General features: G+C 67.4%; 13 protein-coding genes. 7 read left to right on the top strand and 6 right to left on the bottom strand.

From position 1 onward, the window contains the following. Nucleotides 1–7: 7 nt before the first annotated feature. A complete protein-coding gene (gene corA, locus WMN78_RS09740; protein WP_340533545.1) occupies nt 8–1,003 on the bottom strand; it encodes a magnesium/cobalt transporter CorA in 996 nt (331 codons plus the stop codon). Further along, a complete protein-coding gene (locus tag WMN78_RS09735; RefSeq protein ID WP_340533544.1) occupies nt 1,000–1,530 on the bottom strand; it encodes an Lrp/AsnC family transcriptional regulator in 531 nt (176 codons plus the stop codon). Before WMN78_RS09735 ends, corA begins: the two co-directional genes overlap by 4 nt. A 158-nt stretch (nt 1,531–1,688) precedes the next feature. Between WMN78_RS09735 and WMN78_RS09730 the strand changes: the two genes are divergently transcribed. The 3 genes from WMN78_RS09730 (at nt 1,689) to WMN78_RS09720 (ending at nt 4,036) form a co-directional block, all read left to right on the top strand. Then, a complete protein-coding gene (locus WMN78_RS09730) occupies nt 1,689–2,930 on the top strand; it encodes an MFS transporter (protein WP_340533543.1) in 1,242 nt (413 codons plus the stop codon). 147 nt (nt 2,931–3,077) lie between these two features. Further along, on the top strand, nt 3,078–3,800 hold the full coding sequence (locus tag WMN78_RS09725; RefSeq protein WP_340533542.1) for a helix-turn-helix domain-containing protein: 723 nt from the start codon (nt 3,078–3,080) through the stop codon (nt 3,798–3,800). Further along, nucleotides 3,797–4,036: a 2-nitropropane dioxygenase gene (locus WMN78_RS09720; RefSeq protein ID WP_340533541.1), complete on the top strand. Its 240-nt coding sequence runs from the start codon at nt 3,797–3,799 to the stop codon at nt 4,034–4,036. Before WMN78_RS09725 ends, WMN78_RS09720 begins: the two co-directional genes overlap by 4 nt. Nucleotides 4,037–4,086: 50 nt before the next feature. On the opposite strand, the gene WMN78_RS09715 is transcribed toward WMN78_RS09720, so the two are convergent. Further along, on the bottom strand, nt 4,087–4,590 hold the full coding sequence (locus tag WMN78_RS09715) for an Lrp/AsnC family transcriptional regulator (RefSeq protein WP_043483179.1): 504 nt from the start codon (nt 4,588–4,590) through the stop codon (nt 4,087–4,089). Between the two features lie 132 nt (nt 4,591–4,722). On the opposite strand from WMN78_RS09715, the gene WMN78_RS09710 reads away from it, so the two are divergent. Beyond that, nucleotides 4,723–5,886 carry a PLP-dependent aspartate aminotransferase family protein gene (locus WMN78_RS09710; RefSeq protein ID WP_340533540.1) on the top strand — a complete coding sequence of 388 codons (1,164 nt, stop codon included), beginning with the start codon at nt 4,723–4,725 and terminating at the stop codon, nt 5,884–5,886. On the opposite strand, the gene WMN78_RS09705 is transcribed toward WMN78_RS09710, so the two are convergent. Further along, nucleotides 5,883–7,202: an MFS transporter gene (locus WMN78_RS09705; protein WP_340533594.1), complete on the bottom strand. Its 1,320-nt coding sequence runs from the start codon at nt 7,200–7,202 to the stop codon at nt 5,883–5,885. The two genes, WMN78_RS09710 and WMN78_RS09705, sit on opposite strands and share 4 nt — an antisense overlap. Before the next feature lie 97 nt (nt 7,203–7,299). Here WMN78_RS09705 and WMN78_RS09700 point away from each other — a divergent pair, with 97 nt between their 5' ends. Continuing rightward, the gene (locus tag WMN78_RS09700) at nt 7,300–8,283 is read left to right on the top strand and encodes a LysR family transcriptional regulator (protein ID WP_340533539.1); all 984 of its coding nucleotides are present in this window, start codon (nt 7,300–7,302) and stop codon (nt 8,281–8,283) included. Nucleotides 8,284–8,333: 50 nt separating this feature from the next. Here the strand turns inward: WMN78_RS09700 and WMN78_RS09695 are convergent, their stop codons facing one another. Beyond that, complete coding sequence (locus WMN78_RS09695; RefSeq protein WP_340533538.1) at nt 8,334–9,383, bottom strand: nitronate monooxygenase; 1,050 nt, start codon at nt 9,381–9,383, stop codon at nt 8,334–8,336. 36 nt (nt 9,384–9,419) lie between these two features. Here WMN78_RS09695 and WMN78_RS09690 point away from each other — a divergent pair, with 36 nt between their 5' ends. Next, entirely contained in the window at nt 9,420–10,406 is a 987-nt protein-coding gene (locus WMN78_RS09690) for an N-acetylglucosamine kinase (protein WP_425341140.1), read from the top strand. Between the two features lie 58 nt (nt 10,407–10,464). On the opposite strand, the gene WMN78_RS09685 is transcribed toward WMN78_RS09690, so the two are convergent. Next, nucleotides 10,465–11,526 (bottom strand): pirin family protein, encoded by a 1,062-nt coding sequence (locus tag WMN78_RS09685; protein ID WP_340533537.1) that lies wholly within the window; start codon nt 11,524–11,526, stop codon nt 10,465–10,467. 348 nt (nt 11,527–11,874) lie between these two features. Between WMN78_RS09685 and rsgA the strand changes: the two genes are divergently transcribed. Further along, the gene (gene rsgA / locus WMN78_RS09680) at nt 11,875–13,035 is read left to right on the top strand and encodes a ribosome small subunit-dependent GTPase A (protein ID WP_340533592.1); all 1,161 of its coding nucleotides are present in this window, start codon (nt 11,875–11,877) and stop codon (nt 13,033–13,035) included. The last annotated feature ends 51 nt before the right edge of the window (nt 13,036–13,086 follow it).

Raw genomic sequence — 13,086 nt, 5'->3', positions numbered from 1 at the left:
GCGGCTCCTAGAGCCAGCCCTTCCGCTTGAAAATCATGTACATCAGCGCCGCCGTCGCGCCCATCATGGCGATCGCCAGGGGATATCCGAGCGTCCAGTGCAGTTCGGGCATGTGGTCGAAGTTCATGCCGTAGACACCGGCCACGAAGGACGGCGCGAAGAAGATTGCCGCCCAGGATGAGATTTTCTTGACCTGCTCGTTCTGCTTGGCGCTTGCCTCGTTCTGACGGTTGGCGGTCAGCGTGCCGTCCAGGGTGAGCGCATTCTGGAGGATGTCGCGGAAGGTGTCGGCGCGGGAAATCAGCCGCTCCACGTGGTCCTCGACGTCGCGGAGGTGGTGCTGCAGGTCCGTGTTTATTTCGTATTTGTCGAACCCGCGCCGGAGCAGTTGCATCATTCCCGGCAGCGGATGGATGGCCCGCTGGAACTGGATCACTTCGCGGGCCAGTTCGTAGATACGGCGGGAGACCGAGGAATCCCCGCTGAACAGTTGGTCCTCAATTTCATCAATGTCGTTCTCCAGCCCGGCAGCGACGGGAACGTAGTCGTCCACCACCTGGTCCATCAGGGCGTAGAGAACGGCTTCCGGGCCGTGGCACAGGAGTTCGGGGCGGCCCTCCAGCCGTTGCCGCACTTGGGCCACTCCGGCTGTTTCCGCGTGCCGGACCGTGATCACGAAGTTCTTGCCCGTGAAGACGTGCAGTTCGCCGAACTCAACCGTTTCGGTTTCGTCGAGGTACCGCGCAGGGCGGAGCACGGTGAAGAGGACGTCGTCGTAGCGTTCCAGCTTGGGACGCTGGTGGGCCGAAATGGCATCCTCCACGGCGAGCAGGTGGAGGCCGAACTCCTCAGCCACTGCAGACATTTCAGCCTCGGTGGGCCGGTACAGTCCGATCCACGCCATGCCGCCGTGGTCTGCCAGGGTCTCGAACGTCTGCGCAAGGTCGTAAGGCTCGGCGGTTCGGTGGCCGTTCACGTACACGGCGTTGTCGATGATGGTCACGTGCCATTATCCCAGTGACTTGCGGGTTGCTGCCTCGGCCCGCCTTGGGCGAGGCGGCTGATGAGCGGCTCGGTCCGGTACGGGATATGTGTGTGGAGGGCCAGGACAGTTTCCGTGCGGATCACGCCCTTGATTCTGAGGATCGACCGCAGCGCCGTTTGCAGGTTATGGGTGTCCGTCGCCACCACCCGGCACCAGACGTCGCCGCGGCCGGAGATCTCGTGCACCTCCAGGACCTGCGGGATCAGGCGCAAGGCGCCTACCACGCCGTCGAGTTCCCGGTGGGTGACTTCGATCGTCACGAAAGCGACGACGTCGTACCCCACCGCCTCAAGGTCGATTTCCCGCCCGCCGTCGTGCAGCAGGCCCGAGCGGAGCATCCGGCGGATCCGGGACTGCGCGGTGTTGCGGGCAATGCCCAGGGAGTCGCTGAGTTCGCCGATCTGGACCCGCGGATCCCGGATCAGTTCCAGGAGGATCTTCAGGTCCGTGGTGTCCAGGCTGTTCAAATCGTCACTCCGGTTCATGTTTTCCAGAAAGCATTGACTGTTTTGCTCAATTTTGGCACGTATTTTACGGCCATGGATCAGATTTGGCCCACTATTTAGGTATCAATTCCTTCGCCGGACCCGGGCTGTTTCCACAAGGAACAGGCGGGGCCGGCATAGCAGGCAAAGGCACGCAGATGACTGTCTTCAGCGAACTCCGCATGCGACCGGCTACCGCCGGCGGCTGGGCATGGGACGCTTCCACCACGGCACGGCTTGTCATGGCCGGCGTGGTGATCTTCACGCTGCTGGTCGGCGCGAACCTCGCAACCCCGCTGTATCCGCTGATCCAAGCGAATCTTGGCATCGGGCCGTTCGGCATCACGGTGGCGTTCTCCGCCTATGTCCTGGCGCTGGTGTCCACGCTCATGCTGGCCGGGCACTGGTCCGATCACATCGGCCGCCGGGCGGCGCTGCTCCTCGCGGTGGTCATCGGACTGGCCGGGGGCATGATCTTTGCCAACGCGGACAGCCTGGCGATGCTGTCAGCAGGCCGGGCCCTGCAGGGCGTCGCCGTCGCACTTGCCACCGGTGCCAGTTCCGCTGCGCTGCGCGAGCTGCTGCCGGCCCGCCCCGACTGGGCTTCGCGTTTCACCCTGCTGGCATCGGCCGGGGGAGTCGCGGCCGGTCCTGCCATCGGCGGAATCCTGTCCCTGCTGCCGGGACCAACCTCCACGCCGTACCACCTTCACTCCTTCGCCCTTGTCGCCATGCTCGTTCCGCTCTACCTGCTCAAGGCGCGGCCGGCCATTACCTCTGATGCGGGCCCGCAGTCGCTGACGGTGCTGAGGCCTCGCAGGCCGTCCGTTTCGCGCGAAGCCCGGGGCGCCTTCTGGCTGGCCTCCGCCGTGGGGTTCCTGAGCTTCACCGTCTTCGGCTTCTGCCTTTCCCTGGCTCCCGGCTACTTTGCCCAGATCGTCGACGCCGATTCCCGCCCACTCATCGGAATCCTCGCCGGGTTGACGCTCGGCGCTTCCGCCCTCAGCCAGTTGCTGGCCGTCCGCGGGAGGTTTGTGGTGCCGGCCGGCCTCGCCGTGCTCGCCGTGTCGGTGCTTTTGATTGCCGCTGCCGCCGCCTGGTCCAGCCCGTGGCTGCTCATTGCCGCGAGCCTGGCCGCGGGTGTGGGGCAGGGTGTGTCCTTCCGGACCGTGTTCAACGAAGTGGCCGGAAAAGTGGAGGCGTCGCGCCATGCGCAGATCATCAGCACTGTCTACGTGATCACTTACCTCGGCAGCGCCCTGCCGGTGATCGGCCTGGGAATTGCGACGGCGGCGTTCGGCCTGCACGCGGCGGTCGCCGGATTCGTTGTGCTCTGCGCTGTCATGGCATTCGTGCTGGCGGGCGTCACGCTGGCCGCCGCTGTCCGCCGGCCGGTCTGATGCGTGCCGGGCAACAGATCCATTGAGAGGCATCTGCGAGCAGAGGCACTGCGGCGATGCAAAGGAACGATTGCTAACGAAGCGTTGCAAAGAAACAGTTGCAAAGAAACGCTTGCAAAGGTTTCTTTGCAAGCGTAGTTTTGAGGCATGGACATTCCAGCGGCGACGTCATCAGCAGCAGGGTCCGCCCCCTCAGGCGGTGCCGCAGGGTCTGTTCCGGCGGCCGGTCAGGATGCACCGTTTCCGGTCCGCCGCGTAGACACGGCGTCGCTCAAGGCGCTCGCGCACCCGCTGCGCGTGCAGATCCTCGAGATGCTTTCCCGCTACGGGGCGCAGACGGCCTGCAGCCTGGGCGAGCTGCTCAACGAGTCCAGCGGATCCACGAGCTACCACCTCCGCCAGCTGGCGAAGCACGACTTCGTGAGGGAAGTGGAAGGCAAAGGCACGGCGCGGGAGCGATGGTGGGAACGCCCCCGCGGGGCCATCCAGATTACGTCCCCTGAGCTGGCAACATCCCCGGCGACGGAGGAAGCCTCCCGGCTCGTCACCCGCGAGTTTGAACACGGCAGGCAGGCCGTGCTGGCAGACTTCATGGCGCACGGCAGCGAAAGCCTCGACGCCGAATGGCTCCATGCGGCGCTCATCAGCACCGCGAATGCGCGGCTCACCGCGGACCAGCTGGCGCGGTACACCAGTGCGCTGGAGGCCTACGGCCACCGGCTGCTGGAGGACATCAGGAACGAAGGCGAGCAGGAAGGCGCCCGCCCGGTCCAGATCCACCTGAATGCCTTCCCCATCCTCGGCGTGCCCGCTTCGGCGGGCGGCCGGGGCCGCAACGTCACTGAACGTCCCGAAAGGAAAGCGCCATGAGCACAGTCTTCGCCACCGGTTCGGCTGCCTGCAGCCCTTACCGCCGGCCCACCTTCGTCGAGTCGGCTGCGGCCAGGCTGGGCGCCGCGCTGGTCCGTTGGGCCGAACACCGGCGGGTCATCCTCTCTGACTGGGCGCAACATGAGCGCGCCGCGGCGCTCCGCCGGGAGCAGCTGGACGTGCTGCGGAGCGACATCATGGGCGCCGCACATTCCGGCCTCTACATCTGGCGCTAGGGGACACCCGGCAGGACCGTTTGCGGAAATCAGCCGGAACCCGCGCAGATTCAGTCGGGCAGCGGCCCGTGGTTGCCCTGGATGTGTTCAAAGACCAGCGTGGTCTCGGTGTGGCCCACTACGGGGTCGGTCGCCAGGTTGTCCAGGACCCAGTCCCGCAGGTCCTCGGTGGTTGCGACTGCAATGTGCAGCAGGTAGTCCACTGACCCGGAGGTGTGGAAGGTGGACAGCACGGCCGGAAGCCGGGGTACCCGGGACGTGAACCGGTCGATCTGTTCACGATCGTGGGCGCGGAGCCGGACGGCGATGAGCGCCTGGACCGACCGTCCAATGGCGGACAGGCTCAGTTTTGCTTCGAAGCCCTGGATGATGCCGCGCTCGGACAAAGCCCTGGTCCTCATGAGCGCAGTGGACGGGGCAATGCCCACCAGCTCGGCCAGCTGCTTGTTCGAGATCCGGGCGTCGTCCACGAGGGCGGCCAGTAGCCGCTCGTCGATAGCGTCCAGCGGCTCCGTTCCCGCTCCAAGCCGAATATTCTTCGCACCGCTACTCACGGGGCCTCCTCAAGATGTTATGAGTTCATCATAAACTCCACTTTTCGACAGTTCCATTCATAAGCCCTGTGAAACTCCGAATTATTGCCAGATACTTGCCGGATTCGATGGCGGATAATTCAAAGGAGTCCCGTGCTTTCTCCCGATTCACTGGCTGTCCACGCAGGCCGCAACGGCCTGACCGAACAAGGCGTGCACGCCCTGCCGATTGACCTGTCCACCACCGCGCCGCTTCCGTCCGTCCAGGACGGTGGCCTGGCGTACGAGCAAATGGCCACCGGCGGGATGCGCCTGGATGGCCAGAGCACCGTCTACCAGCGCCTCTGGAACCCCACCGTTGCCCGTTTCGAGGAGGGCGTTGCCCTTTTGGAAGGCGCGCCGGAGGCGGTGGCCTTCGCCACGGGCATGGCTGCCCTCTCGGCCGTCCTGCTTGCGACGGTGGCTGCGGGCAAGAGGCACGTGGTGGCGGTGCGGCCGCTGTACGGCGGGAGTGACCACATCCTCGCCTCGGGCGTCCTGGGCACCGAAGTGACGTTCACGACGGCGGACGGGGTGCGGGCGGCGCTTCGCCCGGACACGGGACTGGTGATCGTGGAGACACCCGCCAACCCCAGCCTGGAGCTCGTGGACATCGCGCGGCTCGCCCGCGACGCTGACGGCGTCCCGCTCCTGGTGGACAACACCTTCGCGAGCCCCGTGCTCCAGCAGCCCCTGGTTCACGGTGCCACGCTGGTGCTGCACAGCGCCACCAAGTTCCTCGGCGGCCACGGGGATGCCATGGGCGGGGTGGTGGCGGCTTCGCCCCAATGGACCACCAGGCTTCGCCAGGTCCGTGCCGTGACCGGCGGCATCCTGACCCCCTGGCCCGCCTACCTGCTCCACCGCGGCCTGGCCACGCTTCCGGTGCGCGTCCGGGCGCAGCAGGCAACCGCACACAAGGTTGCTGCGGCCCTGGCCGGGCACGGACTGGTGAAGGCCGTCCATTACCCGGGGCTTCCCGAGTGCGATCCGCTGGGACTGGTGGGGACACAGATGTCAGGCCCCGGCTCCCTGCTGGCCTTTGAGCTGGCCAGTGCAGATCACGCAGAGAGGATCCCATCAGCAGTCCGGATGATCACCCACGCCGTATCGCTGGGCGGTGTCGACACCCTCATCCAGCACCCGGCCGGCCTGACGCACCGGCCCGTTGCCGCTGAGGCAAAGCCCCGTGCCAGGCTGCTCCGGTTGTCCGTGGGGCTGGAGGACGCCGCGGATATTGTGGCGGACCTTGAACAGGCGATCGAGGGAACGCGCTAGCGGGCCGGCTTGCTTTGCCCGGCCCGCCGCTCACCGGCGCCTGACTGCCGGATACTTGGCTGACCGGCGCCTGACTGCCGGGTGCTTGGCTGACCGGCGCCTGACGCAGGATGGACGACGGCGGTGATCACCGCCGTCGTGCATGCCAGCCCGATGACCGTCACGGCGAGAGCCGTCCAGCCGAACGACTGGAACACCAGACCGCCGGCCCACCCGATCGCGCTGGAGCCAAGGTAGTACGCCAGGTTGTACAGCGAAGCGGCCTGGGCCCGGCCCGTGGTGGCGATTCCGCCGGTCCAGCCTGCCCCGATGCTGTGCGCCGCAAAGAATCCGCCGGTGAAAACCACGAGGCCCGCCAGGATCAGGACCAGCAATTGCGTCAATGTCAGGGCCAGGCCCGCGGCCATCAGCACGATTCCGGCCAGCAGGATGGTCCGCCTTCCGAACTTCAGCATGAGAACACCAGCCAGCCGCGACGTCACCGTCCCGGACAAGTACGCCACGAAGATGAGGCTGATCACGGTGGCCGGCAGTCCGAACGGGTCCCCGGACAACCGGAATCCAAGGTAGTTATACACGGCAACGAAGCCGCCCATGAGCAGGAACGCCTGCACATAGAGGGCCAGCAGACGGGGATTGCGGAGATGGCCCGCCAACGTCTTTGCCGCCCCGCGGAAGCCGCCGGCGCCGGCGGGGGTGAAGCCGCGCGCCTTGGGCACCAGGATCAGGAACAGGACCGCGGCGGCGGCGGCCAGGGCAGAAACGGCCAACGCCGCCGCCCGCCACCCCCACAGTTCGCCAACGGGACCGGCAACCAGCCGTCCGGCCAGCCCGCCCAGCGTGGTTCCTGCGACGTAACTCCCGGCGGCCATGGCCGCGTGCACCTTGTGGACTTCCTCGTTCAGGTAGGCGATGGCGATCGCGGGTATTCCGCCCAGCGCCATGCCCTCGAGCAGCCTGAGGCCCAGGAGTGCGGGAAAAGTGGGGGCAAGGGGAACCAGCAGCCCCAGCACGGTCGCGGCCGTGATGCCCAGGGCCATGGCCCGGACCCGGCCGATCCGGTCTGCGAGGAAGGACCACGGGATGACAGTGACGGCAAGCCCCACCGTCGCCAGCGAGATGGTGAGCGCCGCTTCGGCCGCCGAGACCTGAAGGTCCGAAGCCATGATCGGCAGCACGGCCTGGGTGGAGTAGAGCTGCGCGAATGTTGCTACTCCGGCGAACGCAAGCCCCGCCAGCAGCCGTCCGTAGGCCGGCGAACCCTTCGGGTGGCCCGCCCACGCTTCGGGTTGTGGACTGTTCTGCGTTGGCAGCATGTGCATTAATCCAGCGTAGATCGACGGATCGCATGCTTCCAATGCATGATTTACATAAAATAGATGCTTTCAGTGGATCAGTGGGAGGGTGGCGTTGATGGATATTGAGCACAAGCAGCTTGCGCAGCTGCTGCCCTTGCTTCCCGTCCTGTCCGAACTGGGGCGGACGCAGCACGTGACCGAAACAGCGGAACTGCTGGGCATGCCCCAGTCCACCGTCAGCCGGGCGCTCGCCCGCGCCAGCGCCGTCGTGGGCACTGAATTGCTCATCCGCGACGGCAGGGGAGTCCGGCTGACACCCGCGGCCAAAGCACTGCTGCCTTATATCGACGCGGCACTCAACGAGTTCCGAACCGGCCTGGACCTGGTGCGGCACGAGTCCGAGGTGGTGCGGGGCAGGATCGCCGTGGCGTTCCAGCACACCTTTGGCGAGGCGACGCTTCCGCTGCTGATCAATGAGTTCCACCACCGGCACCCGCAGACTGCCTTCGATCTCAGCCAGGGTGCGCGGGACGGCTGCCTGGCGGAACTGGCGGCCGGGACGGCCGACCTTGCCCTGACGGCGCCCGTCGCCACCGCGGGCCGCAGCATCGGTTCAGCCGGGCTGTACCGGGAACCGCTGCGGCTGGTGGTGCACCATGAGCATGCACTGGCCGGCCGGAAGACCGCACGGCTTGAGGACATCAGGCACGATCCGTTCGTGGCGATGGGGCACGGATACGGCATGCGCTCGCTGACGGATGCACTGTTCCGCGAAGCGGGTTTCCGGCCCCGCATCGCCTTCGAGAGCCAGGACTCCCACACAGTCCGGGGCCTCGTGTCCGCCAGCCTGGGCGTCAGCATCCTGCCGCCCGGCGGTCCGGCTCCCGGCCGGACGGTAACGCCGGATACAGGGAACCTCGGCTGGGTGGAAGTGCCGCTGGACTCGGGACTCGCGTTCCGTGAAATCGGACTGGCATGGCGTGAACGCCGCAGCGGCCATGACGCCGAGCCGGACCAGGTCAGGCTGTTCAGGGAAATGGTCCTGACGGAGGGTCCTGCACTGCTCGCGGGACTCATCCGGGCGCGGTCGGAAGGCTGACCCGGCGCCGGCCCGCCGGGACGGGCTCCGGGACCCGGCAGCGAGGTCGATCAGGACGGAGCCGGGCCCGCGAGCAGTCCGTCCATGATGGCCGCGACAGGGCCGGCGGCTGCCTGCCGCCACCCCGTCCCCGCCCAAAGATTCAGCTTCTCCGGATCGCCCGCCGCGGCCGCTGCCGCGCGGATCGGAGCGGTGAGATGGTGTATGGCCGGGTAGCCTTCCGGCGCATCCTCATGGTCCCGGACGAAGGAATTAACTAGTGCCCGAGCCTGCCTGCCGGTGAAGGCCCGGGTCATTCTTGTCTCCGTGAACCGTTGCGCCGCGAGGGCGTCCTTGTGGAGCTGCCGCGCGCCGCTTTCGTCGCTGCGGAGAAATGCCGTGCCCAGCTGGGCCGCGGTTGCGCCGACGGCCAGCACAGCGGCCACGCCGGCGGAATCCATGATTCCGCCGGCTGCAACCAGGGGAAGGTCGACGGCGGTGCGAACGGCGGAGAGCAGCTCCGCTGTCGTCGCGGGGGCGGGGGAGTCCGATGTGCTTCCCGCAGGCAGGAAGGCCGCGCTGTGGCCGCCCGCGCTGCCGTGCTGGACCACCAGCACGTCTGCTCCGCGCTCCACTGCGAGCAAGGCTTCCGCCGTGCCGGTGACCGTGGCAACCACGGTGGAGCCGGCCCGCTTCAGCGCGCGCACTTCGGCCTGCTCCGGGAGCCCGAATGTGAAGCTGACAAACTCCACCGGATCCGCCAGCAGGGCGTCGATCTTGCCCCGCCATGCGTCATCGTCGTCGAGCCGCAGCCCGGGAAGGGCGACTTCGTACTGCCGGGCGTCCGGCTCGAGGCTCCGCCGGTAGTCTTCCAGCTGCTGCCTGACGGGGGCCGGCGGATGCAGCTGGGAGCGGTCGGGGACAAAGAGGTTCATGCCGAATCGGGCACCGGCGGAGCGGACCTCGCGGATGTCGGCTTCCATGGCCTCCACAGGTTTGTACCCGGCGGCGAGGAAACCAAGTCCTCCGGCCTGGTGCACGGCCTGCACGAACCGGGGTGTCGACGTGCCCCCGGCCATGGGCGCCGCAATGATCCGTGTCCCGAAGATGGCGCCCGTCATTCCCTGCTCCCTGTAGCGACTCAGTAGTCTGTTCTCGTGACTAATTCTGACAACCTGCCGGCAACGGATTCTGTTCCTTCCACCGGTCGTGTCCCCGCAGCCCGGCCCGCCGCCCAGCCAGCCGCACCGCCGGCAGCGGCGAACGGCGCAGTAATCGGCCTGGATATCGGCGGCACCAAGACACGCGGCGTCCGCTTTGAACAAGGGCAGGCGGTGGCTGATGAAAGCGTCGGCAGCTCCAATGTACAGAATGTCAGCCGCGAGGAAGCGGCACTGCATCTGGCCGAGCTCTTTGCGAAGATCGGCGGAGGGGAGATCGCCCAGGTGTACGCCGGTGCCGGCGGCATCGACACGGACGAGGACGCAGCTGCGCTCGCAGCGCTGATAGCCCCCCATGTTCCCGGCGCGAAAATCACGGTGGTCCACGACTCCAGGCTGCTGCTGGCGGCTGGAGGGGCAAGTACCGGAGTAGCAGTCATCGCAGGAACCGGCTCCGCAGCCTGGGGCAAGAACGCCCGGGGTGAGGAAGCACGGGCAGGCGGCTGGGGTTACCTGCTCGGTGATGAGGGCAGCGGCTACTGGCTTGGCCGCGAGGCTGTCCGGCACAGTCTTCGCCGCATGAACCAGGGCCTGGAACCCGACGAACTCACCACGGCACTTCTGCGGTCCTGCAACGTCGATGATCCCAACAAGCTGATAGCCCTTTTCCACTCCCCGGAGACGGGGCGCCGCTACTGGGCCCAACAGGCCCGCCTTGTGGTGGAGGCCGCCGACGCGGGCCACGTCGCGAGCCAGGCACTTGTTGAACAGGCAGGCAGCGACCTCGCCGGACTGGCCGCACAGGCCTTGAGGAAGCTGGGAATCCAGGGGCCGGTGATCCTGGGCAGCGGCCTCGGCATGAACGTTGTGCGGCTGCAAGACTCCTTCAAGCGCGGCCTGGCCGCTGAAGGTGTGACGGATGTGCGTGTCCTGGAGCAGGATCCCGTCTTCGGCGTCCTGCAACTGGTGGCCGAGCAGGAGTAGCTTCCGGGCTGCGCGCCAAGAAAGTCAGGCAGGCGTCCCCGTCAGGAACGGGTCCCCGTCAGGAACGGGTGCGGGGGCGGAGCCGGACCCCCGGCAGGGGAGGAGCAGGAATGCGCCCGGCTTCGGTTCCGGCGTCCGGCCCGTGTCCACGGACCAGCCCGAACCGTGAGGCCTCGGCGTCCGGGTCCGTGAGGTCCGACTGGGCCTCCCAGTCCTGGCGGGCCTGCGCTACTTCATCGTGGGTCCTGCCCACGAAATTCCACCACATCAGCAGCTCCTCCTGGAACGGTTCCCCGCCCAGCAGGATGAAGCGCGTGTCCGGCAGCGCCTCGAGCTCCAGCAAGCTTCGGCCGGTGCCGAGGTAGCCCAGCGGGCCAGGCGGAACCTCTTGTCCGTCGAGGGTGATGCCGCCGTCGAGCACAAGCACGGCGTGCTCGAACTCGGGGTTGAGCGGCAGCGCGACGGCTCCGGCGCAGGTGATGTCCGCACCGACAATCGGCGAATACATGGTGGCGGGAGAGGCCACTCCGGCGAAGCTCCCCACCATCACGGTTGCGGTGAAACCGTCTCCGCCCGCTTCCGGGAGGTCGCGGTGCTGCTCGAACGCCGGTGCCCGGTGGCGCTCGCCGTCCGGAAGGGCGACCCACAACTGCAGGCCGCGCTGCAGCGGCAGCTCTGTTCCGGCGTCGGACGGTCCGGTGCCACCGGCCTCGCCTGAAGTCGGCGGGTGGGGCAGCACTGCGAACTCGGAGTGGGAGACACCGTGGCCCGCAGTCATGATGTTGAGCTCGCCCGGACGCACGATGACGTCGCTGCCGACGCTGTCGCGGTGCCTGATGTTGCCCGCGAGCGGCCACGTCACTGTCTGCAGGCCGGTGTGCGGGTGCGGCAGCACGGACATGGCGACCCGGTCCGGGCCGAAACTGTCCAGGAAGCACCAGGCGCCCACGGTGGGCAGGCCCCGTTGCGGAAGGGTCCGGAAGACATTCATGGCCCGGACTCCGCCGAGCGGGACTTCCCGTGCCGGCCACAACTGCAGGCACGGCCCGTGTCCGGTGTAACCTCCGGGCTGCCCCGGGGGGCACAGCTCTTCCTTGGGGCTCACTTCAAGGTTCGTCACAGACCAACTCTAGGCCGAAGAACCGAATACGGGCAGGGCCCCGCTCCGGACTCCAAATCCCGAATTCCGAAACCCTAGCCAATCCGGGACCCGACGGCTTACCCTTGAAACGCCGCCGGCGTAAGCGCCGGTGAAGCGGACGGTCTGACTCCAACGTCAAGACCGCTGAAACGGGGAGGTGGAGACGATGACTGCAATATCCACGCGCGCCACGAGCGCCAGCAACGTCATTAATCCTGCCCCGGCTAACAGCATGTCCTGACCCGCAGCGCCTGAATACAGTAGCGGAGTCCGTGCCAACGGGGCCTCACCAGAGGTTCTCCATTGAAATCAACTCCAGGCCACGTACTGGCCGTAGAAAATACAACAACCGACTACTCAGCTCCGACCCTGGCCGGACCCGTGCACTACGGCTACACAGCACGGACGGCGGAACTGTTCCACACCCACCCCTTCCCCGGCGGAGAGAGACCCGGAAGGGTGGTCCGCGTCGACCGCAACAGGGTCCTGATCGCAGGGGCCGCGGAGCTCCGGCACCTGCCCTACCCGGTCCACGGGGAAATCCCCGCCACCGGCGATTGGGTGTGGCTCGGCGTCAACACAGCAGGGGAGCCTGCCGTCATTGCGGTGCTTCCACGCCAGTCGGCGCTGAGCCGCAAGCGGGCCTTCGAAGCGTCCTCCGAAGCCCAGGTGCTGGGCGCCAACGTCGACGTGGTGGGCGTCGTGGTCCCCGTGGACCGGCCGCTTACCCACAACCGGCTGGAGCGGACGCTGGTGGCGGCCTGGGATTCGGGGGCCACCCCGCTGGTGATCATCACCAAGGCGGACCTTGCCGACATCGCGGACGACGTCGTCGGGAAGGTTGTCCTGCAGGCCGCCGGCGTCGCTGTGGTCACCACATCGGCGGAGCAGGGCGACGGCCTCGACGAACTGCTCGGACACGTGCCGACCGGCGGGACCCTGGTCCTGCTCGGACCCTCCGGCGCCGGGAAATCCACGCTGATCAATGCCCTTGCAGGGCATCACGCCCAGGACGTCGGGCCCGTCAGGTCCGGCGACGGCAAAGGCAGGCACACCACCACTGCCAGGGAGCTCGTCCCGCTGCCCGGCGGAGCTGTGCTGATGGACACCCCCGGCGTGCGCGGATTCGGGCTCTTCGACGCGGACGACGGGATGGGCGAGATGTTCGGAGACCTCGAGGGGCTGTTCAGCCGGTGCCGCTTCGCCGACTGCGCCCACGACCGGGAACCAGGCTGCGCCGTCCAGGCGGCGCTCGCGGACGGGACCCTCGAGATGCGCCGGTGGGAGAGCTACCTCAAGCTCCAGCGTGAGCTTGCGGCGCTCAACCGGCGGCACGATGTAGCAGCCCGTCGGGCCTACCAGCGGGAATGGCACCAGAAGGTTGTGGTGGCCGGCAAGAGCCAGCGGGCGGCCGAACGCTACGGGCAGGAGAGCTCCAGCGACCGGGCAGGAGGGGACGGGAAACGGGGTAAGCGCAAGCGGAAGTGACGCGCCGCGGGGTGAGTGGCGGCGGTGCCGGGTTGCGGAAGCTAACGCAGT

This window comes from Arthrobacter oryzae (assembly GCF_037911235.1).
GTDB classification, from domain to species: domain Bacteria; phylum Actinomycetota; class Actinomycetes; order Actinomycetales; family Micrococcaceae; genus Arthrobacter; species Arthrobacter oryzae_E.
Note: the sequence above shows the minus strand (reverse complement) of the source record. Positions and strands in the feature narration are given on the sequence as shown.

Coding starts and splice junctions, on each gene's coding strand:
- WMN78_RS09735 (WP_340533544.1), bottom strand. CDS start 1,530: ATGAACCGGAGTGACGATTTGAACAGCCTGGACACCACGGACCTGAAG.
- WMN78_RS09730 (WP_340533543.1), top strand. CDS start 1,689: ATGACTGTCTTCAGCGAACTCCGCATGCGACCGGCTACCGCCGGCGGC.
- WMN78_RS09725 (WP_340533542.1), top strand. CDS start 3,078: ATGGACATTCCAGCGGCGACGTCATCAGCAGCAGGGTCCGCCCCCTCA.
- WMN78_RS09720 (WP_340533541.1), top strand. CDS start 3,797: ATGAGCACAGTCTTCGCCACCGGTTCGGCTGCCTGCAGCCCTTACCGC.
- WMN78_RS09705 (WP_340533594.1), bottom strand. CDS start 7,202: ATGCTGCCAACGCAGAACAGTCCACAACCCGAAGCGTGGGCGGGCCAC.
- WMN78_RS09700 (WP_340533539.1), top strand. CDS start 7,300: ATGGATATTGAGCACAAGCAGCTTGCGCAGCTGCTGCCCTTGCTTCCC.
- WMN78_RS09695 (WP_340533538.1), bottom strand. CDS start 9,383: ATGACGGGCGCCATCTTCGGGACACGGATCATTGCGGCGCCCATGGCC.